This window comes from Syntrophotaleaceae bacterium, assembly GCA_041390365.1.
Classification (GTDB): Bacteria; Desulfobacterota; Desulfuromonadia; order Desulfuromonadales; family Syntrophotaleaceae; genus JAWKQB01.
This window is the reverse complement of sequence record JAWKQB010000001.1, coordinates 81,044-107,107: the sequence shown is the minus strand read 5'-3', so window position 1 is coordinate 107,107 and position 26,064 is coordinate 81,044. Positions and strand designations below refer to the sequence as shown.

Genomic DNA, 26,064 nt, shown 5'->3' with positions numbered 1-26,064 from the left:
CCTCCTGTTTCACTTTAAGTGGGCCTGATTCGGCTTTCGCAAATGTGGCAACACAAGTCTGTGCCTGCCGTTCTGTATTTTATTACCCCTACTGCATGATGAATGAAAGGCAAATTTTGAGGACTGACTTGTCCTCAGCCCTGTTTCCTGAATCTCTTCTTCAGGGATTTTTTCGATCCCTGTTTGAAGTCGTAATAGCGCACCGCCAGCCGCCAGAGGGAGGGAAGCGCCTTTCCCCTGCACTTTTCGTAGGAAGCCACGAACAGCTCTCGGTCCCTCCGGTCCAGCTTGTAGCAGATGCGGATCAGATCGAGGATTCTGCGGTAGCTGTCCACCGGAGTCTTCTGCACCCTGGCCCGCCCGATATCGATCAGGAAGGGCGTTATCCGGCCATCTTCTTCCTGCTTGAGCATGAGGTTGCCGACAGAAAGGTCCCGGTGCAGGACTCCGGCATCGTGCATTCTGCAGATGAACCCGGTCAGGAAATCGAACCACTGCTGCTTGTCCAGCCCCCGGTATTCTTTTTGCCCCTGACTGAAGGCGTGGCAGACGTGGCGGGAGGAAAAAGCGTCCGGAACATAGTCACAGATGTAGTAGCTTTCCCGGATGCTGCTCTGAGAAGGGCGCTCAAAGAATGCGACGGGAGTTGGCGTGTTGATGCCCCGCTGCAGCATGATGCAGGCGGCATTCCAGTGGCGTCGGCCCTTGCTGGGCTTGAACCTGTCCGTCAGCCGCTTGAGACCCCGGGGGCGGCTGAGCTTGACGGTCAACTGCCGCTCCTTGTCAGAGGGATGAGCGATATTCCACAACCGGTTGCGCCGGTCCCGCATCACCACAAGCTCGGTGTGGTCCGGCAGTTTTTCGGGGCTCAACGCGTCTCCAAAGGAGGGATTCGGGCATTCCGGCCTGAGGTTAAAGGCGCCGCGCCAGGCGGCGCAGCGCCAGGGAATCCCCTGCAGCTTCGGCAGGCTCAGGTAGATGATCCCGGAATCGGAGGGGCTCATTTCCGGCAGCCGCGCCGGAAACATCTGTTTCTCAAGTTCGGGAAAATCGATGAACAGGGGGCGTTCGTTCACAGCGGGAGGAGCAGAAATCGTTTTTCCACAGGCGTCGGTGAAAACAGCTCTGGCAATCTGGTCTGCGCTGTAAATGTCTTTCAGACCAACCGCCTGGCCGTCCCGACACCAGCAGACATGGAACACCTCTTTTTCCGGTCCGACAAAGGCAAAATGGCTAAGCCCCCGAATACTGCTGAAGGCCCGGTCGCACCTCGACCCGCCCAGCCTGCGCGCCACGTAGCCCAGGGCGAAAAAAGCGGGCGTGACGGAAAGGTTTTCGATGTCGCCGCGCACCCGGTGGTAAAATGTCGCATGATCGACTTCGGGATAACCGTCGGCCCGGTCATCGATCAACCCGTCGCGCCAGCAGATCATCGGCCCCCAGTACACCCTGGCAAGAGCCCCGCTGGTCGCCGCCAGCACCAGGTAGCGCACCAGATAATCCACTTTCTTGTCCTGCGGTTGTGAAGACCATCTCTGGAGGCGCTTGGTCGACCAGAACTTGCAGGTCGAGATTGTCTGTCGGCAACCTGCCCGATGTCCGAGGAACTGCAGAAAACGGGCTTTTTTGACCAGATTGAGCTTGAGCAGTCCGGTCGCCCACCTCCCCAGTACACGGTGATCATACGCCTCCGGTTCGACAACCCTCTCAACGAAGAGATTGTTGGTATGAATTTCGGGGCTGCGGGCCGTACGACGCATGGCGAAAAGCAGAGCCGCGTTGTAAAAAGGCTCGAAGTCCTGAACATTGGGGCCGGCCAGGACAACGGAATAGGGTCTGGCCTCCTCGCAGGCGATTTCCCAGGCCCGCAGATAGCTCCAGGGCCGGAACCCGGACCATTTTTTGCGGTTGGGCGTACTGCCGATTTCGAAAAACGCCACCTTCCGTGCGTAGCGACGAAGCACCTCGGCGACAAATTTGCGCCACTGCTCCTGCGCCTCGGAATTGGAGAACATTTTCCCTGCTTCGGCCGAGGATGGCAGCACCACCAGAGAAACCGAAAAGCCGTTTTCAATCAGCTTGTCAAGAAACCTGGCCGCCGGCCCTTCAAAGCTGCAATAGCTGAAGGCCAGACGAACCTGGTTGATGTTCAATTCCCGCAGGCGCTCCATGACGTAGTCGTCGCACCGTTCATCTTCAGAAGACGCGATGTTGATTCCGAAAAAATCTCCGGAAACGAAGGGAGCAGCCGGCTTATCACACAAGCGTGTCCAGACGGAGGGGGAGAAAACGTTACAAATCACATCCCCGACGGCAAAAGCCAGAAGCAGGGGTAACTGACAACAACTGTTCAAAACCCTTTAATCCTCATGCAAACTTATTGAATCGGAAAGTGAAACGGGTGTGACCGGGGGCTGAAAATCAATACGGTGGCTGTTCATTACCACGATTCTTCCAACCCCACAATGGAAAAGTCGCACACCCGGCGAACATGCTGCAGGGAAATGACTCACTCTTCTGCAGAGATGGGTACAACAGGGTGAAATGCCATGCAAAAACCGTGCACCGGAACAATGAGAACAATTCCAGGCAGGGTCGGCATGTGACAACCGTCTATCGGTCAGGGATGTGCCACACTTTTTGAGCCGGGGATGGCAAAGAACAGGTTCTCCAGGAACCGAAGCAGATCCCGGTGATCGCCGCAATAATCCGGTTTGAATCCACCACCGCGATCGACCAGGCAGGTTTCCACCAAAAAGGTTTTCATGCCTGCCGAGAGGTCCCGATGCCAAGGAAATTCTCCTCCTGAGACAACTCATCGATTTTTCGTCTCTTTTTACGCTATAATAAAAAGATAAAGGTAAAGACCAAACCGGAGCTATCACCGGTCCCGGAGGAAAATCATGAACAAGATCTATCGCGTCAACATGACCGAACTCAGCGTCAGGCAAGAGGACGTGCCCAAGAAGTGGGTCGGTATGGGCGGACGCGGCCTGACCTCGACCATCGTCTCCGAAGAGGTTCCTCCCCTCTGCCACCCCCTGGGCCCAAACAATAAACTGATCTTTGCCCCCGGCCTGCTGTCCGGCACCATGGCCGCCCAGTCCGGTCGTCTGTCAGCCGGCGCCAAAAGTCCTCTTACCGGCACCATCAAGGAGAGCAATTCCGGAGGCACCGGTGCCCAGCAACTGGCTAAACTGGGCATCAAGGCCCTGATCATCGAGGGTCAGCCCCCTCCCGACCATTGGTACCGTCTCCATATTACAGACGATGGGGTCTCCATCGAATCGGCCGATGACCTGGTCGGTCAGGGCAACAGGGCGGTCATCGCCGCCATGCTGGAACGGTACGACCAGAAAGTGGGAGTATTGACCATCGGGCCCGCCGGCGAGATGCGGATGGCCGCCGCGAACATCTCGGCCAAGGACCCCACCCAGCACATTCGCAGCCACGGTCGAGGCGGCCTGGGGGCCGTCATGGGTTCGAAGCAGGTCAAATGCATCACCATCGCGGATCCCGGTGCGGCCAAAGTTCCCATTTCCGACGAGGAGAAGTTCCGCGCCGCGGCGAAAGTCTTTGCCAAGGCCCTGCTCGATCACCCCGTCAGCGGGGAGGGGCTGCCGACCTACGGCACCAACGTGCTCATCAACATTCTCAATGAGGCTGGCGGCCTCCCAACCAAAAACTTCCGCTATGGGCAATGCGACCACCACGACAAAATCAGCGGCGAAACCATGCGGGAGATCATTATGGAGCGGAAGGGGCGCCCCAAGCACGGCTGCCATACGGGCTGCATCATCCAGTGCTCCCAGGTCTTCCACGACGCCCGGTGCAATTTCGTTACCGCGGGCTTCGAATACGAAACCATCTGGGGGTTGGGTGCGAACTGCCTGATCCAGGACCTTGACGATATTGCCGAATGTGACCGCATCATGGACGATATCGGCATCGATTCCATCGAGACGGCTGTGCTGCTGGGCGTGGCCATGGAAGCCGGAGTGATCCCTTGGGGGGACGGCAAGGAATGCCAGCGGGTGCTGCGCGACGAAATCGGCAAGGGCACTCCACTGGGTCGCATCCTCGGCAACGGCGCCAGCATGGTCGGCAAGGCTTTCGGCTTGGTACGGGTGCCGGTGGTCAAGGACGAGGGCATTCCCGCCTACGATCCCCGGGCGGTCAAGGGCATCGGCGTCACCTACGCCACCAGCACCATGGGGGCGGATCATACCGCCGGCTACAGCGTCGCCACCAACATCCTCAAGGTCGGTGGCTTCGTCGATCCCCTGAGCAAAACGGGGCAGGTGGAACTCTCCCGCAACCTGCAGATCGCCACAGCCGCCGTCGACGCTACCGGCATGTGCATCTTCATCGCCTTTCCCATGCTGGACATCCCCGAGACTTTTACCTCCCTGATCGAAATGATTAATGCACAATACGGCATTGCCATAGATCCCGATGATTTTATGGAGATGGGTAAGCGCATCCTCAAGACCGAGCATGCCTTCAACCAGAAGGCTGGATTGACCAAGGCCGATGACCGCCTGCCGGAATTCTTCACCTACGAACCGATCCCGCCCCACAATGTGGTCTGGGATTTCACCGATGAAGAACTGGACGAATTCTGGAATTTCTGAATCCCCGGGGGCAAGCCCGAGTCCGAATCTCCGTTGTCGGACCTGCCCCCCGGGTTTGTGACCCTTTTTTGTTTCAGCTCACCAATTCCTTGCGGACCTTGTTCAGGGTGCCTCCGGCCAGCAGGCTCTCCCGCTGCCGGTCGGATACGTCGAGCAGGGCGATGATCTGCCTGCCGTCTATCACGACCGGCAGTTCCTGGTCGCCGACCGCGATGCGCCGGCGCACCTCGGGAATCTCCAGAACCATCCCTTCCCGAACCCATTCGTAATCGGCGGGGTCCTTGAAAGTCAGGGGCAGGATGCCGAAATTGCACAGGTTGGCTTTGTGAATGCGGGCGAAGCTTTTGGCCAGCTTGACCTGCACCCCCAGGTAGCGGGGTGCCAGCGCCGCATGTTCCCGGCTGGAACCCTGGCCGTAGTTGTCGCCGCCGATTACGGCGACCCGGCCGAGGTCGCGGCAGCGGGCATGGAAATCCGGAGCGATCTGGTAGAAGACGAATTCGCTGATCGCCTCGATATTGGATCGCAGCGGCAGGACTTTGTTCCCCGCGGGCATGATGGTGTCGGTGGAGATGTTGTCGTCCACCCGGATGACGACCTGGGCCCGCAGCGTCTCGGGCAGTTCTTCAAGTTCGGGAAAGGGCTTGATGTTGGGGCCCCGCTCGACCTCGGTCCGCATCCCTTCTTCCGATGGAAAGACGAAGGCGGAGCGGTCGACGAGAAACTTTTCCGGAATGACGGAAGAGGGGTAGTCCATTTCCCTGGCCAGATCGCGAGGATCGGTGATCACCCCTTTGAGAGCCGCGGCGGCGGCGGTCTCCGGCGAGCAGAGATAGACCTGATCGTCCTTTGTTCCTGATCTGCCCGGAAAATTGCGGGGAAAGGTGCGCAGGGAAACCTGACCGGTGCCGGGGGCCTGCCCCATGCCGATGCAGCCCAGGCACCCGGACTGATGAATCTTGGCTCCGGTCATCATCAGGGGCAGGATGCCGTCGGCCTCGGCCAGGTTCTCCAGAACCTGGCGGCTGCCGGGGTTGACGTGAAAATCGGTGAAGGGCGCGCTGTGGCGCCCCTTGACGATGCCGACCACCCGCATCAGGTCCTTGAAGCCGCTGTTGGCGCTGGAACCGATGATGACCTGATCCACCTTGGTCCCGGCCACCTCGCGGACGGTGACGACGTTGCCCGGGGATGACGGGCAGGCGATGAGGGGTTCGAGAGTGGACAGGTCGAGCTCCTCAAGGGCATCGTACTCGGCCCCCTCGTCCGCCGCCAGCGGCTGCCAGGCCTCTTCCCGGCCCTGGGCCCGCAGATAGCGGCGGGTCTGCTCGTCGGAGGGGAAGACGCTGCTGGTCGCCCCGAGTTCGGTGCCCATGTTGCCGATCACCGCCCGGTCCTCGACGGAGAGGGTCGTCACCCCGGGCCCGAAGTATTCCACCACCATACCCAGGCAGCCCTTGACGTCGTAACGGCGCAGCATCTCCAGGATCACGTCCTTGGCGCTGACCCATTCGGGCAGCTTTCCGGTCAGTTTCACTCCAAGCACCTTCGGACAGGGCAGGTAGTAGGGTTTTCCGGCCATGGCCAGGGCCACGTCGAGGCCCCCGGCACCCATGGCCAGCATAGAGAGGCCGGCGGCGGCGGGGGTGTGGCTGTCGGCGCCGACCATGGTCAGCCCGGGACGGCCGAAGTTTTCCAGATGGGCCTGATGGGATATGCCGTTCCCCGGCGGACTGAAATGGATGCCGTAGCGGGCCGATGCCGTCCGCAGGTAGCGGTGGTCGTCGGCATTCTTGAAGTCGGTCTGCAGCAGATTGTGGTCGACATATTGGGCCGCCAGATCGACCCGCACCCGGTCCAGTCCCAGGGCCTCGAATTCCAGCATGGCCATGGTCCCGGTCGCATCCTGGAGCAGGGTATGATCGATACGGATGGCAATCTCCTCTCCGGGTTCGAGTTTCCCTTCGAGCAGATGATTTTCGAGAATCTTGCGGGTCAGCGTCTTGGGCATGAGATGGTCCTTCCTCTGACAGTCGATGAAGAAAACGAATTCATGGATCGAAACATTCGGATAAAAAGGCGAATGTCTTGCAATGCCTGAAGTCTTTTGCTATGAAAAAACCTCCCCTTGCCTAGAGAGGATACCATGAATGAATTTTTTGCCACCCTCGAAGCCATCCTTCAGGAGACTTTTCTCGGCATCAGCATCAGTCACTTTGCCGGCGCCTTTCTGGTGCTGCTGGCCGCACTGGTCGCGAAAAAAGTTCTGAACCATATTTTCACGCGTGTCTTCCATCCCATGGCAGCCCGCACCAAAAGCCCCTACGACGATCAGTTCCTGGCCGGCATCCAAAGGCCGGCCGAGTTCATGCTGGTCATCATCGGCCTGTTCATCGCCATCCAGATTTTGCAGCTGCCGACGGAACCGGTCGATCTGCGGCGGGGCGCCTATGCCCTGCTGAAGTCCCTGGTCACCTTCGATATCGCCTGGGCCCTGTTCAATCTCGTGGCCCTGCTCGAAACCTTCATGTCCCGCTGGGTGAGCAAAACCGAATCGACCCTGGACGATCATCTGCTCCCCTTCATCCGCAAGAGCCTGCGGGCCTTCGTCATCTTCCTGGCGGTCATTCTGACCATCCAGAACCTGGGATATTCGATTTCCGGTCTGCTCGCCAGTCTCGGTATCGGCGGCCTGGCGGTAGCCCTGGCTGCGAAGGACACCCTGTCCAACATCTTCGGCTCGATGATGATCATTCTCGACCGCCCCTTTCAGGTCGGCGACTGGATCAAGGCCGGGGAGCTCGAAGGGATTGTCGAGGAGGTGGGTTTCCGGTCCACCAAAATCCGCACCTTTGCCAAAACCCTGATCACCGTTCCGAACAACATCATCGCCAATCTGTCGGTAGACAATATCAGCCGCATGCCCAAAAGACGTATCAAGTTGACGGTGGGCGTCACCTACGAGACGACTCCAGGGCAGATGCGGCGGGCCGTTGATGCGATTCGCACCATGCTGCGCGATCATCCGGCCATCGACCAGGAATTCTTTCTGGTCAATTTTACCGACTTCAACAACTCCTCCCTCGACATCTTGGTCTACTGCTTCACCAGAACCACGGTTTGGGGGGAATATCTCGAGGCCCGCCAGGATGTCTGCCTGAAAATCATGGAAATCCTCGAAGGCCACGGCATGGAAATCGCCTTCCCCAGCCGCAGCCTCTATCTGCGCTCTCCCGAAGAGGCCCAGGAACTGCTCACGGCGGCCACCGAGGTGCGGGATCCCGGATTCGCAGGTCCTTCGGCTTAACAGGTTAAAATCTACCAGAAAAACCGAAATCGGCATTGAATGCATGCCTGTGGGTCTGGTTCGTCCCATGAGTCCTGCGGAAAGGGCAGAATTAGGCCTCGACAGCGGATCAGTGCTAAATTGAAAGGGTCAGAAGGGATTTTCCCGCTCCACCATGCCCAGCTCGGCGACAAGGGCATCGATCAGCCCGTCGGCATCGGTCCCCCGGGATGAGGGATAGACGATTTCGACCAGCCCCCCGGCGGCATCGAGGGTGGTGACATAGGCAAGTCCGTCGTAACTTTCCAGAATAAAACGCAGGTAACCGATCTGCCGGGTCGGCAAACGGAAATATCTTTTTGACAGTCCGCTCATGCAAAAACCATAAATAAATGAATCAGGTTCGATATCGTCCGGATCGATATCGATATCGATGTCGGGGTTGGGGTCGGTATCGTGATACCGACGTCGAACCCGAAAGGACTCGCTTTCTTAAAAACCTTATGACCGACCCGATCGACATTAAAACCGGGGATTCATCATCCGGGCAGGACCAGTGGACGGAACTGCCTCCCGTTCTGAGCCGCAGCCGGGCCCGGCTGGCGGCGCTGGTTCTGGAATCATGCGGCATCCCGTTTGGTCTCGAACGCAAAGGTCGCGCTTGGCAGCTGTCGGTGCCGCCCGCAGAGAGGGAGCGGGCCCTTTTCGAGCTGGAACAGTACGAGAGAGAAAACCGCAACTGGCCACCGCCGCCCCCGGAGCCGGAACCCCACCATCAGAACACCCTGCTCACCCTTTCGATCCTGGGATTGCTGGGCATCTTTCACAACCTGACCTGGCTGTCCCTTGAAAGCTTCGGGTTTGCGTCCATCAACTGGACGGAACTGGGCAATGCCGATGCCGGCAAAATCCTGGAGGGACAGTGGTGGCGGGCGATCACATCCCTCACCCTCCACGCGGACGGACTTCATCTTTTGGGAAACCTGGTCATCGGCGGGTTTTTCATTGATCGTCTGTGCCGGGAGATCGGAGCCGGTTGGGGCTGGGCCCTGGTGGTCGTCAGCGGGCTTCTCGGGAACGTCGCCAATGCCCTGTTGCAGCCGGATTGGCACCGGGCGGTAGGCGCTTCGACGGCGGTGTTCGGCGCCGTGGGCATCCTCGCCTCACGCAGCGCCCTGCGTCATCGCCGCCATCTGCTGAAGCGCTGGCTGCTGCCGGTCTCCGCGGCTCTCGCCCTTTTGGGTCTGCTCGGCACCGGCGGCGAGAACACCGACATCGGCGCTCACCTGCTCGGTTTCCTCGCCGGCCTCCTCCTCGGCTGGCCCGCTTCGCGTCTCAAAGGGGATTCCAAGCTGAACGCGCTCGCCGGAATCGGAGCGGCGCTGCTCACGGCGGGGGCGTGGCTGGCGGCTTTGGAGATGTGGTAATGCAGGCGGAGATCGGTTTCATAGGACCGATCGGTCGGGTCAGACTGATCAGCCGAATCGGTCTGATCGCCTTCACTCCTCACTCCTCACCCCTCACGCCTCTCCACCTTCAACCTCCGCTCCTCCCGCCACATGCAGAGCAGCAGCAGCCCGACACCGACACAGATCGCCGAATCGGCCACGTTGAAGGCGGGCCAATGGTACTGGTACCAGTGAACGTCGAGAAAGTCGATGACCTCGCCCAGGCGGATCCGGTCGATGAGGTTACCCACCGCTCCGCCGAGAATGAGGCTCAGCCCGACCTGCTGACCGGTCTGGCCGGGCTGGAGTTGCCGAAAGTACCAGAAGATGGCAGCAATCGCCAGCAGGGACACGATAATGAAGAAGGGTACCCGAACGGAACTGTCGGCCAGGATGCCGAAAGCTGCTCCCTTGTTGCGCAGATAGGTGATGGCGAAGAAGTTCGGTACCACCGGGAGCGACTCGTAGAGGGCAAAGGTCCGGTCGATATGGATTTTGGTGATCTGGTCGAGCAGCACCACAAAAGCGGCCACCGCACCCAGCAGACGAAACCGGGCCGCCATTATTCGGCCGCCAGTGCTGCACTGCAGCGATGACAGATGGAGGGATGACCCCTGTCCTCGCCGATGGTGGTGGCGTAGTTCCAGCACCGCTCGCATTTTTCGCCCCGGGCCTTTTCGATCCTGATTCTCAGGCCCGCAACCTCCTCTCCCGACACGGCATCGTCGGCCAGCTCCACCAGTTCCACCTGGGACACGATGAACAGGGTGGCCAGTTCGTTCCGGTAACTCCGCAGCAGGTCGGCCCATTTGCCCTCGGGAGCCTGGAGCATCACCAGGGCGTCGAGGGAATGGCCGATCAGCTTGGCGTTGCGGGCCAGTTCCAGGGCTTTGGAAACATCGGAACGCACCGCCAGCAGATCGTCATAGCGCCCGTCCAGAGCACTGTCCAACAGTCTGCTGTCGAAGCGGGGGAATCGCGCCAGATGGACGCTGTACTCCTTTTCACCGGGCATATGCTCCCAGATCTCCTCGGCGGTAAAGGAGAGAACCGGCGCCATCAGCCGGGTCAGGGCATCGAGAATCCGATACATGGCGGTCTGGGCGCTGCGCCGGGCCAGGCCCTTTTTCGGCGAAACGTAGAGGCGGTCCTTGAGTACGTCGAGGTAGAAGGAGCTCATCTCCACACTGCAGAAGTTGTGCACCGCATGGTACAGAACGTGGAACTCGTACTCCTCGTAGGCCCGCTCGACCCGGGCGACCAGTTCCTCCAGCTTGCCGAGGGCCCAGCGGTCGATTTCCAGCAGTTCGCCGTCGGCTACGCTGTCCCGGGCCGGGTCGAAATCGTGGATGTTGCCGAGAATGTAGCGGGCGGTGTTGCGGATGCGCCGGTAGGCGTCGGACAGACGCTGCAGGATCTCCTGGCTGATGCGGATGTCGTCCCGGTAATCCTGGGCGGCGACCCACAGGCGCAGGATTTCGGCGCCAAACTTCTTGATGACTTCGTCGGGAGCCACCACGTTGCCCATCGATTTCGACATCTTCTTGCCGTTGCCGTCGACCACGAAGCCGTGGGTGAGCACGGCCCGGTAGGGGGCGACGCCGCGGGTGCCGACCGAGGCGAGCAGGCTGGAGTGGAACCAGCCGCGATGCTGGTCGCTCCCTTCCAGATAGAGCTCGGCCGGAGAGTTGAGATAATCCCGATGTTCCAGCACGGCGGCATGGGACACCCCCGAATCGAACCAGACGTCGAGAATATCGCTTTCCTTGGTGAATTCTCCGTGGCCGCAGGCCCCGCAGACCGTGCCGGGGGGCACCAGCTCGGCGGCCTCCTTCTCGAACCAGAGGTCGCTGCCCGACTCCTCGAAGAGATCGGCGACATGATGCAGGACCTTGCCGTCGGTGATCGCCTCGCCGCACTTGGCGCAGTAGAAGATGATGATCGGCACGCCCCAGCTGCGCTGGCGGCTGATGCACCAGTCGGGACGGTTCTCGATCATGCCGTAGATGCGCTCACGGCCCCAGCGGGGGATCCACTGCACGTCGTTGATGTGCTGCAGCGCCTTTTTGCGCAGGTCGTTGGCCTCCATGGAGATGAACCACTGCTCGGTGGCGCGGAAGATGATCGGCTTTTTGCAGCGCCAGCAGTGGGGATAGCTGTGGGACACCTTGCCCTCCTTGAGCAGGGCGCCGACCTCCCGCAGTTTTTCGTTCACTGCGCCGTTGGCCTCGGCGACCTTCATGCCGCCGAAAAACTCCAGGTCGTCCCGATAGATGCCATAGTCGTTGACCGGGTTGTAGACCTCCAGGCCGTAGGCCAGGCCCACCACATAGTCGTCCTGGCCGTGCCCGGGCGCGGTATGCACGCAGCCGGTGCCCGCCTCGAGGGTGACGTGATCGCCCAGGATGAGCAGGGAGGCCCGGTCGTAGAAGGGGTGACGGCAGGCCCTGCGCTCGAAGATGCCGGCTTCGAAGGTTGTCAGCACCCGGTAATTTTCCGCTCCGACCGCCTTCATGACCGGCTCCACCAGCCCTTCGGCCATGACCAGCACTTCGCCGGCCGTCTCCACAGCCGCGTAGGGAAGAGCCGGGTTGAGGCAGACCGCCAGGTTGGCCGGAATGGTCCAGGGCGTGGTGGTCCAGATGACGAAAGAGATCTTCTTCCCGTCCAGCTCCTTCAGTTCCGGCGGAAGCTCGTCGACGTAGGGGAATTTCACGTAGATGGAGGCAGAGGTATGATCGGCGTATTCCACCTCGGCCTCGGCCAGGGCGGTGACGCAGGAACTGCACCAGTGGATCGGTTTCCGGCCCTTGAACAGGCCGCCCCGTTCGGCGAACCGGGCCAGTTCCCTGGCGGTGGCGGCCTCATAGTTCTCGGTCATGGTCAGGTAGGGCCGATCCCATTCGCCGAGGACGCCAAGGCGTTCAAATTCATCGCTCTGGATCTGGACCCACTTTTCGGCATACTGGCGGCAGGCCTTGCGGACCTCCACCTTGCTCATGTCCCGCTTCTTCGAACCGAGCTGCTTGTCCACCATTAGTTCGATGGGCAGGCCATGGCAATCCCATCCCGGCACATAGGGAGCGTAAAAACCCTTCATGCGCCGGCTCTTGAGGACGATATCCTTGAGAATCTTGTTCAGGGCGTGGCCGATATGGGTATGTCCATTGGCATAGGGAGGTCCGTCGTGGAGGGTGAAATTCGGCAGTCCTGCCCCGGCTTCCTCCAGTTTCCGGTAGAGCCCCTCAGCCTGCCATTTCTTTAGAATCTCCGGCTCCCGCTGGGGCAGATTGCCCCGCATGGGAAATTCGGTCACCGGCAGATTGAGGGTATCCTTGTAGTCCATAGCGCTCCTCCCGGATGGCTTTCAGGTGGGGAAAACAAGGGAAGTACGTTAGCAAAATGACTGGATAAGTCAAGAAAAAAGGGGCACTCGAAAGGTGCCCCTCATGCTCATGATGCCGCCGTTCAAAAGGCATTATGGGGGATCATTCCCCGGTCACTCCCGGCTCCGCGAGGCAGTTCAGGGTCTCCCGCAGCAGGCTGGAAATATTGGTTCCCGACTGGCGGGCCACCCTTTGCAACTGCTCCATCTCCTGACGACTGATACGGCAGGAAACAATGTATTTCTTAGGCTTATCCACGGTCTTGCCCATGCATGATCCTCCCGGGCGGCAGGGAAAGGGGACGCAAACCTCCTCTAAAATCAAAAAGTGTTCTCTGCTCGTTCTGCAAGGCCGTTGCCAGAATTGAGCTATCCCCTCTTCACCCCGCTTTTCCATGATTATTCAAAGACTTGGCTCAAGGGGTCAAACTGTAACATCCCGCCCGCACCTTTGAACTCAAGTTACAAAGAGACACAAACCGCCACGGACCGCTACACAACAGCCTGTGGTTCCTCCGTCAGTCCCCTTTTTTCCTCCCCGGGTTTGCATTGTCCCGGGGCATCCATTAAAATCTGGAAAGGCTTGTTTTTCTTTCAATACCAGCATGATTTCTGTCTGGCCTGGGGCACGCCGTTCCATTCCCAGAGTCCGGCAAGCTCCTAGGGAGGGGCTTTCCCCATGGGATTCGCCGTCGGTTCGGTTTTTCTGCTGGCCCTGTTGGCGCCCGGCCTGATCCGTATTTTCAGATCCAGGTCAGGGTGGTGGATGGCCGCCCCTCCGCTTGCTCTGACGATCTATTTTCTGGCCCGGATTGAGGCTGTCTCCCGGGGAGGAACCTTCACCGAGGCTTGGCCGTGGCTTCCGGAACTCGGCATAGGCCTCACTTTCCAACTCGACGGCCTGAGCCTGGTGTTTGTGCTTCTGATCACCGGCGTCGGCGCCCTGATCATGCTGTACAGCGGCAGTTATCTGGCAGGCCACAAGGAACTGGGCCGTTTTTTTCTTCTCCTGTACCTGTTCATGGGCTCCATGCTCGGGCTGGTCCTGGCCGCCAATCTGATCACTCTTTTCGTCTTCTGGGAACTGACCTCACTGACTTCCTTTCTGCTGATCGGCTTCGACCACCAGCGCGAGAAGGTCCCCGCCTCGGCTCTTCAGGCCCTGCTGGTCACCAGCCTGGGCGGGCTGGCCCTGCTGGCCTCCCTCCTTTTGATGGGAGAGATCGCCGGCACCCTGGAGTTTGGCCTGATGGCGGAAAAGGCCGACCTGATCCGGGAACATGCATGGTACCTTCCGATCGTGCTGCTGGCGGCCGCGGGCGCCTTCACCAAATCGGCCCAGTTCCCCTTTCATTTCTGGCTGCCCAATGCCATGCAGGCACCCACCCCGGTGAGCGCCTATCTGCATTCCGCCACCATGGTCAAGGCCGGCATCTATCTGCTTTTCCGCCTGAGTCCCATTCTGGGCGAAACAGCTCTGTGGCACGGCCTGCTGGAAACCGTCGGCGGATTCACCATGCTGGGAGGCATCTGGCTGGCCCTGCGGCAGACCGATCTGAAGCGCCTGCTCGCCTATGCCACCGTCAGTTCCCTGGGTACCCTGGTGTTTCTGATCGGCCTCGACATCCCCCGCTCCCTCGAGGCTGCCATTGTCTATCTGGTGGCCCATGCCCTCTACAAAGCGCCCCTTTTCCTGGCGGTCGGGGCCATCGACCATGCAACGGGCAGCCGAGATCTCAGGGGACTGGGCGGACTTTTCCGCCAGATGCCCCTGGTCGGCATCGCCGTCATGATGGCCGTCCTCTCCATGGCGGGAGTAATCCCTTTTATCGGCTTTCTCGGCAAGGAACTGTTCTACGAGGTTGTGCTCTCCGCCCCCCGGGCGGCGGCCCCGAGCATTCTCGCCGCCCTGTTGACCAGTCTGCTGATGGTGGCCGTATCGTCACTGACAGGCCTTCGCCCCTTTTTCGGGACATCCCGGTTCGACCGGCTTCCTCACGGACCCGTTCCTCCCGGGCAGTGGCTGCCCCCCCTGATTCTGGCGACTATCGGATTGGGTGCGGGCCTTTTCGCCGGTACCACCGACCGTCTGCTGGTGACGCCGTCACTGCGCTCTCTTCTGCCGGGATACGAGGCCCCGAAACTCGCTCTATGGCACGGTTTTACCCCGGTTCTCGGCTTCAGCGTCCTGACTCTGGTCGGCGGCTATCTGATCTACAGGCAAAAGGATTTTCTTGTGAATAAAACGGAAAGGTGGGCCGGCCTGGCCCGCTATGGAGCCGAAGTCGCTTACGAGCGGTTGCTGGCCAAAACTTTCGCCTTTTCCGGCTGGCAGACAGCTCTTCTGCAAAACGGACGGCTCCGCTACTACCTGCTGATGATTTTCATCACGGCAACGGTTTTCACCGGGGCTGCTCTGATCGGGCGAGGCGATTTCTCCATCGCATTCCGTGTCACACCCCTGCAATACGGAGATCTGATCGTTTCGGCAATCATTCTGGCTGCCGCCTGGGTCACCGCCCATTCCGGGGAACGTCTGGTGGCCATACTGGCCATGGGGGTGGTGGGATACGGCGTGGCCCTTCTCTACGCCATGTTCGGCGCGCCCGATGTGGCCATGACCCAGTTCAGCATAGAAACCATGACGGTCCTGCTGTTCGTCCTGATCTTCCACCGCCTGCCCCTCTTCAGCCGCCTGGTCCATCGGCGGACCTTGCGGCTGGATGCGGCCGTCTCCATAGCTGCCGGCTTGCTGATGACGATTCTCACCCTGGTGGCTCTGGGAGGACCACGGGGCGAACGCATCAGCGGGTTTTTCCTGGACAGAAGCGTTCCCGAAGGCTTTGGAAGAAACGTGGTCAATACCATTCTGGTCGACTTCCGCGCCCTGGACACCCTGGGCGAAATCACCGTGCTGGGAATGGCCGGGGTGGGGATCTGGGCTCTTTTAAAGTTCTCCCCCCAGAAACGGAAAAACCGATGAAATCGCTAATTTTGGCCACCGCCACCCGTTTTCTGATGCCGATGATCCTGCTGTTTGCGGTTTTTCTGCTGCTGCGGGGTCACAACCTTCCGGGAGGCGGCTTTATCGGAGGCCTGATCGCCTCCGCGGCCTTCGGCCTGTATCTGCTGGCCTTCGGGGTTGAGGAAACACGCCGTCTGGCCCGAATCGACCCCCGCAGCCTGGTCGGTCTCGGTCTGCTTGTGGTCATTGGCAGCGGACTGGCCGGATATTTCGACGGAGATCCTTTTCTGACCGCCCGATGGGTGGAAATATTCGAACCCGCCCCTTTCAAACTCGGCACCCCGCTGCTGTTCGATATCGGGATCTTTCTTGTGGTTCTGGGGGCCGTACTGGCCATGATGATTGCCCTTGGAGAGGAATGACTGATGGAAATCCTGCTGGCCCTGGTTGTGGGCGGACTGTATGCAACCGGCGTTTTCATGATGTTGCGGCCGACTCCCGTCCGGGTGATCATCGGCCTGAGCATTCTGGCAAACGCGGTCAACCTGCTGATCTTGACCGCTGCCGGATTGACCCGCGGACAGCCGCCTCTCATCGAAAAAGGCCTGACCCGACCCCTTGAAACTGTCGCCGACCCGTTGCCCCAGGCCCTGGTGTTGACCGCGATTGTCATCGCCTTCGGCGTATTGGCCTTCACCCTGGTCCTTTTCCGGCAAGCCGCCGGAACGGCAGGGGTGGATAATCTCGACGAGATGAGGACAACGGATCAATGATGCATCTGATCACCCTGCCTCTGCTGATCCCTTTCTGCACATCGGTTCTATGCCTGATCTGCCTGAAATCGGTCCGGCTGCAGCAATTGTTATCGATCCTGGGATCGGCGGCCCAGCTTTATGCAGCCCTGACCCTGCTGGGAGCGGTCCGCAGCCAAGGCTACCTGGTACTGCAGGCCGGAAACTGGCCGGCTCCCTTCGGGATCAGCCTTGTGGCGGACATGCTGAGCGCCCTGATGATCGCCATCGCCGCGATTATCAATGCCGGCGCAACCTGTTACGCTCTGGTCGACATCGATCGGGATCGTCAGCGCCACGGCTTCCACATCTTTCAGCATATGCTGCTGATGGGGGTTGCCGGCTGCTTTCTGGCCGGCGACCTGTTCAACCTTTATGTCTGGTACGAGGTCATGCTCATGGCCTCCTTCATTCTGTTATGTCTGGGTGGCGAAAAGGGGCAGCTCCAGGGAGGCATCAAATATGTCGTGCTCAACCTGGTGGCCTCGGCCTTTTTCCTCACCGCCCTGGGAATCCTTTACGGCATGATCGGCACCCTTAACATGGCCGATATTGCCCTGCGGCTGCAGAATCTCGGCAATCCCGGCATCTCGTCCATACTCGCCATGCTTTTTCTGGTAGCCTTCGGCATCAAGGCGGCCCTGTTCCCCTTCTTTGCCTGGCTGCCGGATTCCTACAACGCCCCGCCGGTCGCCGTCACCGCCCTGTTTTCAGGACTGCAGACCAAGGTAGGGGTCTATTCACTGATCCGGGTCTTTACCCTGCTGTTTGTCCAGGACATCTCCTTCACCCATGAACTGATCCTGCTGCTGGCCGGGCTGACCATGGTCACAGGGGTCTTCGGTGCCGTTTCCAAAAACAACATCCGGCATATCCTTTCCTTTCACATCATCAGCCAGATCGGCTATATGATCATGGGTCTGGCCCTCTTCGCCCCCCTGGCCCTGGCGGGAGGGATATTTTTCACGATCCACAATATTCTCGCCAAAACCAACCTGTTCCTGGTCGGGGGCGTTGCCCGGCGCCTGCGAGGCACCGAGGAGCTGGCCGGGCTGGGCGGGCTGGCTCGCACGGCTCCCTGGCTGGGCATCCTGTTCCTGATATCGGCCCTGTCCCTGGCGGGCCTGCCGCCCCTTAGCGGATTCTGGGCCAAACTGTTTCTGATCTGGTCCAGTTTTCAGGAAGGGCGCTTTCTCATCGGCGCCACCGCCCTTTTTGTCGGCATCCTGACGCTTTTGTCCATGAGTAAAATCTGGACGAAGGCGTTTTGGGGCAAGGTACCGATAGACCATTCCGAAGGCCGGCCACCCCAGAAAAAACTGGATTTCCCCGAAGCGGCCCTGCTCTATATCCCGATCATCACCCTGGCCCTGCTGACCCTTGGGATCGGCTTCTGGCCTAAACCTCTGTTCGAACTGGCCGGTCAGGCAGCCTCCCAGCTGCTCGATCCCGGACAGTACATTCAAGCCGTACTGGGAGCAAGGCCATGAAGCGTTTCTGGGGGATCGTTTTTCTGCCGCTGATCTGGATGGCCCTGACCGGCAACTTTTCGCTGGGCAATTTCTTCCTTGGGTTCGCTCTCGGATCTCTGGCCCTGTGGATCTCGCATCCCACCGGTGAAGGCGTGCCGCTGATCTTCTATCTGCACAAGATTTTTCTCGGATCCAGATTCATCGCCTTTTTCCTGTGGGAGATACTGCTGTCCGCCCTGCGCATCGCCTTCGACGTCGTCACCCCCGTGCATCACATGCGACCGGCGGTTCTCGCCATCCCCCTGGAACTGGAGTCCGACCTGGGGATCACCTTCCTGGCCAACGTCATCACCCTGACTCCGGGAACCCTCAGTCTGGACGTTTCCGACGACCGAAAAACCCTTTACATCCATGCCATGTATGTGGACGACCCGGAAAAGTTCAAAAGAGACCTCAAAAACAAGTTCGAAAAACCGATCAAGGAGCTGCTGCAGTGATCAGCCTGGTCATTACCTGGATCGTCTCTCCCCTGCTCTATGGGGCCATGGCCCTGGCCTTCATCCGCCTGTTTCTCGGACCGGATCTGAGTAACCGGATTGTGGCTTTCGACCTGATCGCCATCTCGATAGCGGGAATCATTCTGGTGTCGGGAATAGAGGAAAAACATGCGGTGGCGGTGGATGTGACGGCCATCTGGGCAGGTATCGCCTTTTTGAGCGTTATCGGCTTCGCCTACTATATCGAGAAACGGGGGGGCGTATGAAAGAGGTTTTGATTTGCGTGCTGCTCGTCAGCGGGTCCCTCTTCACTTTGATCGCGGCCATCGGCATACTGCGCATGCCGGACCTGTTCATGCGCCTGGCCTGCACCTCCAAGTCGGCCAACCTCGGGCTGGTCCTGCTGCTGATCGGCTTTGCCTGGTACTTCGCCCGGCTCGACATCGCCACCCGTGCCCTGGCAACGGCCGTTTTCCTCTTGCTGACCACCCCTATCGCCGCCCATCGCATCGCGCGTATCGCCTATCTCGATGGCATTCGACTCTGGCAGGGGACTTTCCTGGACGAACTGCGTGGCCGGTATGGCGAAGAGGGCAACCTGGCTTCCGTCGGTGCAGAGGAAGAAGAGAAGGGTTGAGCCCCAACGTTCAACCCTCCGCATAGCGCGCATACTCGCCGATGTAGAATTCGGCGCTCTGCCCGCCGCGCACCACAGCGTCCCGGCCTTTCATCGCCTCGACCCAGCTGAGAAGAGCCGTCATATCCCGGGGAATCGCCCATCCCCGATAATGCTCCAGCACCGGCCAGCGTTCGAACCAGGGGTAGAGGGCAAGATCGGTCAGACAGACCGACCTGCCGCCCCAGTAGGGTCCGCCCCCCTGGCGGCGGTGCAACTCTTCGTCGAGACAGGAGAGAACCGACAACAGATCCCGGCCGGCGGTGGCTTTTTCCTCCTCGCCCCGCGCCTTGAGCAGCCGATAGAACAGAGGAACCATGCGGGAGTCGGCAAAACTGATCCACAATCTGGCCTCGGCCCTCTGCCGGGGGACCGCCGGCAACAGGGGAGGTTCGGGAGTCAGCTCTTCGACATATTCATTGATGACCAGGGATTCCCGCAGGAGGAAGCTGCCCTGGCGAAGAGCCGGAACGGATTCAAAGGGGTTGATCTCCCTGTACCAGGCTGGCTTGTTGCGCAGATCGATTTCCACCAGCTCGAAGGGCAGACCCTTTTCCATCAGGGCCAGACGGCTGCGGTGGGCATAGGGGCAGACCCGGGCGCTGAACAGTTCGATGGTTTCCATTTGACGGCCTCCTGCAAATCGGCACGGTCTGCTTCAAGGGAGGATGGACTCGGCGATTTTTTCCGGGTTTTTGTCCCGGGCAGGGAAAGCAATGGCATCGACCCTCTCCAGCAGATCTCCCTCCGGTCGGTCGATATCAGGCAATTCACGGCCCGGCTGGAGCGAAGTGATGACCGTTTTGCCGATCAGATGGCGCCCTTTTCCGTTGGCGGAAACGGTTCTGATGCCCCATTTGGTGTGAAAAACAATTGCCCGATCGTCCTGCCGACCGATATACAGCATAACATGCCCCGGCAATCCAACCAGGGTCAGGAACGGTTTTCCCCGGGCCAGCAGCAATTCCTCCTTTCTCTCCGGGGACATTCCCTCGAGGGAAACGGTGGCGCCTTTCCGCATCTGCCAGGCGGAATTCCGGGGCAGGTCGATCCCGAAAGCCGCAAACAGATCCTGCAGAGTCGAGGAACAGTCCCGGTTGCCGGCGATGCCCCCCCAGCCGTAGGGCTTGCCCATCATCTGATTCATCAGGCCGGCCATGTTCTCCTGAGTGGCGGGCAGAGGCCAGAGTGCGGCCGATTCTCCGGGGAGTTCGGCTTCCACCACAATCCCCCTTCCGCCACTGTCGGCAACCCCGATCAGCACCCGCCGGTTCCCGCTCGAAACGGACGGGGACAGGGGGAGCAGGGCTCCGATAGAGGCGTTCCGGCGAAAATTACCGCCGGTGTCGAGCAGAGCCACGTTATCCCGGAGAACGGTCACATAGCGGCCGGTCCGAAACCTCTCCACGAACTTGTCATCGACGGGGGCGACATCGAGGGCCGGCAGCCAGCCGGTGACATGGGGGGTCTCGATCAGATACCAGGCACGATCCGCAGAACGGTGATGGATCCGCACGGGGGTGTTGGCGGGGATGGCCGAATACTGAAAGTAATCGAAGGGGTAACCTTCCCCCGCCTGTCGGGGGTCGGCGAAACCGGGCTCTTGCGTAGGCAGGGCCCGCAGGTCCGTATCCCGCAGGGTGACGGCCCGCAGGTCCATGCTCGGATACCGGGTTCGATCGCAAAGCTCGACCAGACTCCGTTTCTTCTCTTCGCCGTAAGGGAGGAGATTGCCCTGGTAAAGGGTGCGCTCATGGAGATCCTGCAGGGGAGCAAAAACCTGATCGGCCGGATTTGCTTTCAGTGACCGGTCCCAGGGCCTGAAATAATTGATCAGGAATTTTTCGGCCGCTGCCTGCTGGCGCGCCTGCTCCAGCAAGGGTTGATCGGCAGCCGCCGCATCGATGTAGTGTAGGGCATTCTGGGAATACACCAGCAGGTCGGCAATTTCTCCAAGGGGAGCCGTGGCAGGTGGCCCGCAGCCCGCCACTAAGAGCAGCAGGCAGCCTGACAGGAGTTTGTTCGCCTTGGACGCAAAACGGCCCCCGCAACAGTCAAATTGGCCATATTTCCCCAAAAGCGCAAGCAAGCGGTCATTATTCATGTTCGAACCACCTTTGGTGCTTTCCATTTGATAGTCATAAAACCAAAAAAAAGGACGCTTCCCTCGAGGGTTGCGTCCCTTCACTATACAGGTTTTGAGCTTTTCGCAAAACGGGGTTACTCCGTCCGCGTGGTGTTTTTTCTTTTTTCCGCCGCCATGACGGTATTGCGCAACAGCATGGCGACAGTGGTGGGGCCGACGCCGCCGAGACGTGGTGTAATCCAGCCCGCCACTTCGCCGACGGACTCGTCCACATCCGGCAGCAGCTTGCGGCCTTCCCAACTGATGCCGCCGCTGACCACTACCGCACCAGGCCGGATCATGTCCGGCTTGAGGACGCCCGGACTGCCGGCTGCGGCAATGACGATATCGGCCCGGCGGGTGTAGACCGCGATATCTTTGATGCCGGAATGAACCACTGTGACTGCGGCATTGGCGAACTGCTGCTTGAGGGTCATGAGGAGGGACAGGGGCCGCCCGAGGGTGGGACCGCGCCCGATGATGACCATCTCCTTGCCCTCCACCGAAATGCCGTAGTGCTTGAGCATCTCCCGGATGCCTGCCGGGGTGCAGGGGACCGGACCCGGCTCCTGCAGAACCAGGCGGCCGAGGTTGACGGGATGCAGGCCGTCGGCATCCTTGTTCGGGTCCATCAGCATCAAAGCCTCGCCGAAGTCGAATCCCCTGGGCAGAGGATACTGGATGATGAAGGCGTCGACGTCGGGGCTTTCGTTGAAATCCCGTACAGCGGCGATGAGGTCGGCTTGCCTGGCGGTGGCGGGGATCTCGATATGGAAAGATGCGATGCCCACCGCCCGGCAGGTCTCCCGCTTCTTGTTGACATAGCTGATGCTGGGACCGTCTTCACCGACCAGGATGGTTCCCAGGCCGGGATTAACGCCCTTCTCCTTCAGGGCTGCCACCCTCTCCGCCACATCCTTCAGCACCGCTTCGGCGACAACTTTACCCTCAAGCAATTTCGCTGACATCGCTACTCCTGTTCTAAGAAAACTGCATGCCGTTTCGGCTGCTAAGCCTAAACCGATTCACAGCGGGATTCAAGTGTGAATAAACAAGTCCAGAGTTTCGAGTCCCGAGTCCCGGGTGCAGAAGACTGAGACCAGAGATCTGAGACTGAGCACTTTGCTCTTTGGATTTTCGACCAGGGACCCGGGACCGAATTTCTTGACCCGGGACCGATTTTAATTGACCACGTTCAGCGAGCGGCCTTCCTGGAAGGCCCGGAGGTTTTCGACCACGGTGTGCAGCAGCCGGGTTCGGGCCTCCCGTGTGGCCCAGGCGATGTGGGGGGTGAGAACGACCTTTGGCGCCTTCAGCAAAAGGTTATCGGGGCGGGGTGGTTCCTTGCCGAGAACGTCGGCACCCAGGCCGCCGAGGCGGCCCCGCTCAAGAGCATCAGCCACCGCCTTTTCATCCAGAAGCGGCCCCCTGGCGGCATTGATCAGCAGGGCGTTCGGTTTCATCAAACCCAGGCGGCGTTCATCGACGAGCCGTTCAGTCTTGGCGGACAGGGGGCAATGCAGACTCACCACGTCGCTTTCGGCAAAAAGTGAGTCGAGTTCCAGAAAACGAACCGCCCTGCCCTCCGGGAGATCCCGGTATTTATCCGGATGAGCCGTATGCACCACCACTTTCATGCCGAAAGCCCGGGCGATGGCTGCGACCTGCCGGCCGATCCGTCCGAAGCCGACGATTCCCATGGTCCGGCCGTCAAGTTCCAGCAGCGGACGATCCCAGAAACAGAAATCGGGGCAATCGCTCCAGCGGCCCTCTTCCCGCACCAGCCGGTCGTGATGACCGACCTGCTGGGTCAGCTCCAGCAGCAGAGCGAAGACCATCTGCGCCACGGAACGGGTACTGTAACCGGGAACATTCGTCACCGGAATGCCTCTGTCCCGCGCCGCCTTCAGATCGACGACGTCGAAACCGGTGGCCAACACTCCGATATAACGCAAACGGGGGAGCTTCCCGATAACCTCGGCGTTCAGCGCAACCTTATTGACAAGCACGGCATCCGCATCGCCAGCCCGCTCTAAAACCAGCTCCCGCGGGGTGCGGTCATACACTTTCAGCTCGCCGAGTTCCTGCAACGGGGCCCAGCTCAGGTCTCCCGGATTTAACGCATATCCATCCAGAACAACGATTTTCATTAACTCGCCTCCTTCCTTGACAGCCAGAAAAACGTCATTCCCGAAGCGGTTCAGATCGGGAATCCCGACTTAAGTCCTTTAATATCAATGGATGCCCCGACAGAATCATTCGGGCATGACGAGTTCGCTCCGGCATTTAATTCCATCGTATCTGCCTAAACCGGATGCCTTTGGATAACCTGAAGCATTTCTTCATGGATTACACAGTTGCTGGCCAGAATCTGCCGGTCGGCGATGCCGCTGGGGTTGGCCTCGAAATCGGTCGTTTTTCCGCCGGCTTCTTGTACGATCAAAATCCCCGCAGCAACATCCCACGGCTTCAGCTCATATTCCCAGAACCCGTCGAAGCGCCCCGCCGCAACGTAACAGAGGTCCAGTGCAGCAGCGCCGTCGCGCCGAACCCCATGGCTGTTCAGATAGAAGGCTTCAAAAAGGGACATGGAGTGCTGCCACCTCTCGCCGAGGCGATAGGGGAAGCCGGTGGCAACCAGGGATTTGGCCAGTTCGCCGGTTTGGGAGACGGCGATCGGCCGATCGTTCAGACACGCCCCCCGGCCTTTGAGCGCGGTATATAACTCTTCATGAACAGGATTGTAGACAACGGCGGCCACTGTTTCCAGACGGTACTGGACAGCAACTGAAACGCAGAAGAATGGATAACCGTGAACGAAATTGGTCGTTCCGTCGATCGGATCTATGACCCAGCGAAAATCGCTTTGAACCAGGTTTTCTCCTGATTCCTCGGCGAGAACGGCATGGTCCGGATATGTTTGCCGAAGGCCTCCGAGGATTATCTCTTCGGCCTGTCGATCGACATCCGTGACCAGATCGGCCCGCCCCTTGTAGCCCACCCGTCCCAGATTACAAGCGGACTGCCGAATATGACTGCCGGCCGTCAGAGCCAGCGACCGGGCGGTCTTGAGAAGCTCTTCCATGACACCTCGCAAAGAATTGCAACCTCAACAGGAATCAAACACTTACGTCCCCCGCTTGTCGGGGAAGGCTGTGAATAGCATACCATTCCTGCTGCGGACCCGGAACAAAAAGACCGGCATTTGCGATGCCGGCCGGAATTTTTGAAAAATATTCTGCAAAGGAGTTTTTTCGGATTCGATATCGGTATCGGGGTCGAAAAAAACCTTTTCGACCCCGATACCGCTACTGACCGTGGCGGTGAGGCCTTTCCCGGGTTACCTGTTGCCCCATGCAGTCACTAGTTGATCGTCCCCAGACTTGCCAGAATCAGACGGGAAATCGAGTGCCTGCGGGTATTATAGGAGGAATCGGGGCTGATCATCCCGATGATGAAATATTCCCCCTCCTCCTGGGGGGTGACGAAGCCCACGACCCGGCGCTTGTTGTAATCGAGGTCGATCCAGTTCAGCTTTCCGGCTTCGGGATCGATCCGCTCCAACTGGTCCATGGAATAGACCAGCTCGGCACCAGTGCATTCAAACCCGTGGGAAGGGGCGCGCCCGCGAACGGCGATGATAAAGCCCTGGGAATCGACGACAAAAGCGGCTTCGGCGCGGGTTGCCTGCATGCACCAGGAGATGCAGTCTTCCCAGGAAGTGAACTTTTCCGGCATGGGGAGCTGTTCGTCCAGCCCGGCCTCCTCTTTGGCAACGGCAGGCTCCGGCATCGGGGTCCGGTCCGGTCGTACCGCGATCTTCTGCGACAGGCGTACGTAGCCGTGGGATTCCCGGAGTTCTTCCTCCTGAGGCTTTTTCTGGTTTTTGGGCAGGAGCGTGGCGAGTATTTTTTTGGCGTCCTGCAGATTATATGAGCTCGCGTTGCGGTCTGTCATCCTCGTCTCCCGTGCTACCACCAAGATTCTGGATAAGGGTTTTTATTTCAGCGGCCAAGAGCTCGAACCGCATGGCTTCCGGAGGATATTTGCCCGGAAGAAAGGAAACGGGCAACCCCTTCTCGCTGGCCAAGTGAAAGATATCCGCCCGGGAAATGTAGGTCTCCATGACCGCCGCCAGGGAAGACCAGGCGGCATTCATGACCGAAAAGGAAACATCCCGGTCAAGCTGCACCATGGTTGGAAGAATGCCGAGAAGTTCCAGCTTCTCGTTTTCTTCCTCCTTCACATGCTGCAGCACCCGCAAGGTCTGGGATATCGCCCGCAGGGCCAGGGGTTCCGCCTGCAAAGGGAGCAGGGTATAGTTGCTGACCGCGAGGGCGGCCCGGGTCACAGGCCCCAACCCCGAAGGGGTATCGATGATGATGTAACGGTAACGGTTGCCGATCGTCGTAAGAATATCCTGCAGGGAGGAAGAGCACCGCAGAACATTTTCGTAAACATCGATATCGAGAGGATCCAGACACCCCCGGGGCAGGATCGACAGATTGGGCAGCTTGGTCTGGATGATCACCTCGTCAATGGGGATCTCCTCAACGATGTGTTCCGCCAGTCCCCGCCATTCGGTGTCGCTTCTGGCCAGCGAAAAACCGATGGCGCCGAGAGGATCGACATCCATCAGCAGGGTCGGATCGCCGGCTTCGGCCAGGGCGACGGCCAGATTCAGGGAAACGGTGGTTTTCCCCGTGCCGCCTTTGGCACTGACAATGGAAATAATGTTAGTCATATAAACACCATTCGGAATTCATGCGTCCATCGGATCCGCCG

At 59.6% G+C, this 26,064-nt stretch carries 24 protein-coding genes; 10 read left to right on the top strand and 14 right to left on the bottom strand.

Annotated features, from left to right (window positions below; genetic code table 11):
- Window positions 1-134: 134 nt before the first annotated feature.
- Complete coding sequence (locus R2940_00490) at window positions 135-2,354, bottom strand: lipopolysaccharide kinase InaA family protein (protein MEZ4598252.1); 2,220 nt, start codon at window positions 2,352-2,354, stop codon at window positions 135-137.
- Between the two features lie 266 nt (window positions 2,355-2,620).
- Entirely contained in the window at window positions 2,621-2,767 is a 147-nt protein-coding gene (locus tag R2940_00485) for a hypothetical protein (protein MEZ4598251.1), read from the bottom strand.
- A 136-nt stretch (window positions 2,768-2,903) separates the two neighbouring features.
- On the opposite strand from R2940_00485, the gene R2940_00480 reads away from it, so the two are divergent.
- Complete coding sequence (locus tag R2940_00480) at window positions 2,904-4,634, top strand: aldehyde ferredoxin oxidoreductase C-terminal domain-containing protein (protein ID MEZ4598250.1); 1,731 nt, start codon at window positions 2,904-2,906, stop codon at window positions 4,632-4,634.
- A 73-nt stretch (window positions 4,635-4,707) separates the two neighbouring features.
- Here the strand turns inward: R2940_00480 and R2940_00475 are convergent, their stop codons facing one another.
- Entirely contained in the window at window positions 4,708-6,645 is a 1,938-nt protein-coding gene (locus R2940_00475; protein ID MEZ4598249.1) for an aconitate hydratase, read from the bottom strand.
- A 135-nt stretch (window positions 6,646-6,780) separates the two neighbouring features.
- Here R2940_00475 and R2940_00470 point away from each other — a divergent pair, with 135 nt between their 5' ends.
- On the top strand, window positions 6,781-7,941 hold the full coding sequence (locus tag R2940_00470; GenBank protein MEZ4598248.1) for a mechanosensitive ion channel family protein: 1,161 nt from the start codon (window positions 6,781-6,783) through the stop codon (window positions 7,939-7,941).
- 129 nt (window positions 7,942-8,070) lie between these two features.
- Here R2940_00470 and R2940_00465 read toward each other — a convergent pair whose 3' ends face one another.
- Entirely contained in the window at window positions 8,071-8,295 is a 225-nt protein-coding gene (locus R2940_00465; GenBank protein MEZ4598247.1) for a DUF4911 domain-containing protein, read from the bottom strand.
- Between the two features lie 128 nt (window positions 8,296-8,423).
- Between R2940_00465 and R2940_00460 the strand changes: the two genes are divergently transcribed.
- Window positions 8,424-9,347 carry a rhomboid family intramembrane serine protease gene (locus R2940_00460; protein MEZ4598246.1) on the top strand — a complete coding sequence of 308 codons (924 nt, stop codon included), beginning with the start codon at window positions 8,424-8,426 and terminating at the stop codon, window positions 9,345-9,347.
- A gap of 86 nt (window positions 9,348-9,433) precedes the next feature.
- On the opposite strand, the gene lspA is transcribed toward R2940_00460, so the two are convergent.
- The 3 genes from lspA to R2940_00445 form a co-directional block, all read right to left on the bottom strand.
- Window positions 9,434-9,931: a signal peptidase II gene (gene lspA / locus R2940_00455; protein ID MEZ4598245.1), complete on the bottom strand. Its 498-nt coding sequence runs from the start codon at window positions 9,929-9,931 to the stop codon at window positions 9,434-9,436.
- Complete coding sequence (ileS, locus tag R2940_00450; GenBank protein ID MEZ4598244.1) at window positions 9,931-12,714, bottom strand: isoleucine--tRNA ligase; 2,784 nt, start codon at window positions 12,712-12,714, stop codon at window positions 9,931-9,933. Before ileS ends, lspA begins: the two co-directional genes overlap by 1 nt.
- Before the next feature lie 142 nt (window positions 12,715-12,856).
- Window positions 12,857-13,024 (bottom strand): hydrogen-dependent growth transcriptional repressor, encoded by a 168-nt coding sequence (locus R2940_00445; protein MEZ4598243.1) that lies wholly within the window; start codon window positions 13,022-13,024, stop codon window positions 12,857-12,859.
- Window positions 13,025-13,432: 408 nt separating this feature from the next.
- On the opposite strand from R2940_00445, the gene mbhE reads away from it, so the two are divergent.
- Genes mbhE through mnhG form a run of 7 tightly spaced genes read left to right on the top strand, consistent with a single transcriptional unit; the run spans window position 13,433 to window position 19,115 of the window.
- Complete coding sequence (gene mbhE, locus R2940_00440; protein MEZ4598242.1) at window positions 13,433-15,736, top strand: hydrogen gas-evolving membrane-bound hydrogenase subunit E; 2,304 nt, start codon at window positions 13,433-13,435, stop codon at window positions 15,734-15,736.
- Window positions 15,733-16,140, top strand: coding sequence for a Na+/H+ antiporter subunit B (locus R2940_00435; protein ID MEZ4598241.1), 408 nt, complete (start codon window positions 15,733-15,735; stop codon window positions 16,138-16,140). Before mbhE ends, R2940_00435 begins: the two co-directional genes overlap by 4 nt.
- Window positions 16,141-16,143: 3 nt before the next feature.
- Window positions 16,144-16,491, top strand: a complete 348-nt coding sequence (locus R2940_00430) for a Na+/H+ antiporter subunit C (GenBank protein ID MEZ4598240.1) — start codon at window positions 16,144-16,146, stop codon at window positions 16,489-16,491.
- On the top strand, window positions 16,488-17,999 hold the full coding sequence (locus tag R2940_00425; GenBank protein ID MEZ4598239.1) for a Na+/H+ antiporter subunit D: 1,512 nt from the start codon (window positions 16,488-16,490) through the stop codon (window positions 17,997-17,999). The genes R2940_00430 and R2940_00425 overlap by 4 nt, the downstream gene beginning before the upstream one ends.
- The gene (locus R2940_00420) at window positions 17,996-18,478 is read left to right on the top strand and encodes a Na+/H+ antiporter subunit E (protein MEZ4598238.1); all 483 of its coding nucleotides are present in this window, start codon (window positions 17,996-17,998) and stop codon (window positions 18,476-18,478) included. The genes R2940_00425 and R2940_00420 overlap by 4 nt, the downstream gene beginning before the upstream one ends.
- Window positions 18,475-18,744: a monovalent cation/H+ antiporter complex subunit F gene (locus R2940_00415; GenBank protein ID MEZ4598237.1), complete on the top strand. Its 270-nt coding sequence runs from the start codon at window positions 18,475-18,477 to the stop codon at window positions 18,742-18,744. Before R2940_00420 ends, R2940_00415 begins: the two co-directional genes overlap by 4 nt.
- Window positions 18,741-19,115 (top strand): monovalent cation/H(+) antiporter subunit G, encoded by a 375-nt coding sequence (mnhG, locus tag R2940_00410; protein ID MEZ4598236.1) that lies wholly within the window; start codon window positions 18,741-18,743, stop codon window positions 19,113-19,115. Before R2940_00415 ends, mnhG begins: the two co-directional genes overlap by 4 nt.
- Before the next feature lie 10 nt (window positions 19,116-19,125).
- On the opposite strand, the gene R2940_00405 is transcribed toward mnhG, so the two are convergent.
- The 7 genes from R2940_00405 to R2940_00375 all read right to left on the bottom strand — a co-directional run bounded on the left by R2940_00405 (window position 19,126) and on the right by R2940_00375 (window position 26,023).
- Window positions 19,126-19,779: a glutathione S-transferase family protein gene (locus R2940_00405; protein ID MEZ4598235.1), complete on the bottom strand. Its 654-nt coding sequence runs from the start codon at window positions 19,777-19,779 to the stop codon at window positions 19,126-19,128.
- A gap of 33 nt (window positions 19,780-19,812) precedes the next feature.
- The gene (locus R2940_00400) at window positions 19,813-21,258 is read right to left on the bottom strand and encodes an SH3 domain-containing protein (protein MEZ4598234.1); all 1,446 of its coding nucleotides are present in this window, start codon (window positions 21,256-21,258) and stop codon (window positions 19,813-19,815) included.
- A gap of 116 nt (window positions 21,259-21,374) precedes the next feature.
- Window positions 21,375-22,247 (bottom strand): tetrahydrofolate dehydrogenase/cyclohydrolase catalytic domain-containing protein, encoded by an 873-nt coding sequence (locus tag R2940_00395; protein MEZ4598233.1) that lies wholly within the window; start codon window positions 22,245-22,247, stop codon window positions 21,375-21,377.
- Window positions 22,248-22,460: 213 nt separating this feature from the next.
- Window positions 22,461-23,429, bottom strand: coding sequence for a D-2-hydroxyacid dehydrogenase (locus R2940_00390; GenBank protein ID MEZ4598232.1), 969 nt, complete (start codon window positions 23,427-23,429; stop codon window positions 22,461-22,463).
- Window positions 23,430-23,584: 155 nt separating this feature from the next.
- Window positions 23,585-24,364, bottom strand: a complete 780-nt coding sequence (locus tag R2940_00385) for an inositol monophosphatase family protein (GenBank protein MEZ4598231.1) — start codon at window positions 24,362-24,364, stop codon at window positions 23,585-23,587.
- 278 nt (window positions 24,365-24,642) lie between these two features.
- On the bottom strand, window positions 24,643-25,236 hold the full coding sequence (locus R2940_00380; GenBank protein MEZ4598230.1) for a hypothetical protein: 594 nt from the start codon (window positions 25,234-25,236) through the stop codon (window positions 24,643-24,645).
- Window positions 25,208-26,023, bottom strand: coding sequence for a ParA family protein (locus R2940_00375; protein ID MEZ4598229.1), 816 nt, complete (start codon window positions 26,021-26,023; stop codon window positions 25,208-25,210). Before R2940_00375 ends, R2940_00380 begins: the two co-directional genes overlap by 29 nt.
- Window positions 26,024-26,064: the final 41 nt, after the last annotated feature.

Excerpts from the sequence above, each read along its gene's own strand:
- R2940_00485 (MEZ4598251.1), bottom strand. The coding sequence starts at position 2,767 with ATGAAAACCTTTTTGGTGGAAACCTGCCTGGTCGATCGCGGTGGTGGA.
- R2940_00480 (MEZ4598250.1), top strand. The coding sequence starts at position 2,904 with ATGAACAAGATCTATCGCGTCAACATGACCGAACTCAGCGTCAGGCAA.
- R2940_00475 (MEZ4598249.1), bottom strand. The coding sequence starts at position 6,645 with ATGCCCAAGACGCTGACCCGCAAGATTCTCGAAAATCATCTGCTCGAA.
- R2940_00470 (MEZ4598248.1), top strand. The coding sequence starts at position 6,781 with ATGAATGAATTTTTTGCCACCCTCGAAGCCATCCTTCAGGAGACTTTT.
- R2940_00465 (MEZ4598247.1), bottom strand. The coding sequence starts at position 8,295 with ATGAGCGGACTGTCAAAAAGATATTTCCGTTTGCCGACCCGGCAGATC.
- R2940_00460 (MEZ4598246.1), top strand. The coding sequence starts at position 8,424 with ATGACCGACCCGATCGACATTAAAACCGGGGATTCATCATCCGGGCAG.
- lspA (MEZ4598245.1), bottom strand. The coding sequence starts at position 9,931 with ATGGCGGCCCGGTTTCGTCTGCTGGGTGCGGTGGCCGCTTTTGTGGTG.
- ileS (MEZ4598244.1), bottom strand. The coding sequence starts at position 12,714 with ATGGACTACAAGGATACCCTCAATCTGCCGGTGACCGAATTTCCCATG.
- R2940_00445 (MEZ4598243.1), bottom strand. The coding sequence starts at position 13,024 with ATGGGCAAGACCGTGGATAAGCCTAAGAAATACATTGTTTCCTGCCGT.
- mbhE (MEZ4598242.1), top strand. The coding sequence starts at position 13,433 with ATGGGATTCGCCGTCGGTTCGGTTTTTCTGCTGGCCCTGTTGGCGCCC.
- R2940_00435 (MEZ4598241.1), top strand. The coding sequence starts at position 15,733 with ATGAAATCGCTAATTTTGGCCACCGCCACCCGTTTTCTGATGCCGATG.
- R2940_00430 (MEZ4598240.1), top strand. The coding sequence starts at position 16,144 with ATGGAAATCCTGCTGGCCCTGGTTGTGGGCGGACTGTATGCAACCGGC.
- R2940_00425 (MEZ4598239.1), top strand. The coding sequence starts at position 16,488 with ATGATGCATCTGATCACCCTGCCTCTGCTGATCCCTTTCTGCACATCG.
- R2940_00420 (MEZ4598238.1), top strand. The coding sequence starts at position 17,996 with ATGAAGCGTTTCTGGGGGATCGTTTTTCTGCCGCTGATCTGGATGGCC.
- mnhG (MEZ4598236.1), top strand. The coding sequence starts at position 18,741 with ATGAAAGAGGTTTTGATTTGCGTGCTGCTCGTCAGCGGGTCCCTCTTC.
- R2940_00405 (MEZ4598235.1), bottom strand. The coding sequence starts at position 19,779 with ATGGAAACCATCGAACTGTTCAGCGCCCGGGTCTGCCCCTATGCCCAC.
- R2940_00400 (MEZ4598234.1), bottom strand. The coding sequence starts at position 21,258 with ATGAATAATGACCGCTTGCTTGCGCTTTTGGGGAAATATGGCCAATTT.
- R2940_00395 (MEZ4598233.1), bottom strand. The coding sequence starts at position 22,247 with ATGTCAGCGAAATTGCTTGAGGGTAAAGTTGTCGCCGAAGCGGTGCTG.
- R2940_00390 (MEZ4598232.1), bottom strand. The coding sequence starts at position 23,429 with ATGAAAATCGTTGTTCTGGATGGATATGCGTTAAATCCGGGAGACCTG.
- R2940_00385 (MEZ4598231.1), bottom strand. The coding sequence starts at position 24,364 with ATGGAAGAGCTTCTCAAGACCGCCCGGTCGCTGGCTCTGACGGCCGGC.
- R2940_00380 (MEZ4598230.1), bottom strand. The coding sequence starts at position 25,236 with ATGACAGACCGCAACGCGAGCTCATATAATCTGCAGGACGCCAAAAAA.
- R2940_00375 (MEZ4598229.1), bottom strand. The coding sequence starts at position 26,023 with ATGACTAACATTATTTCCATTGTCAGTGCCAAAGGCGGCACGGGGAAA.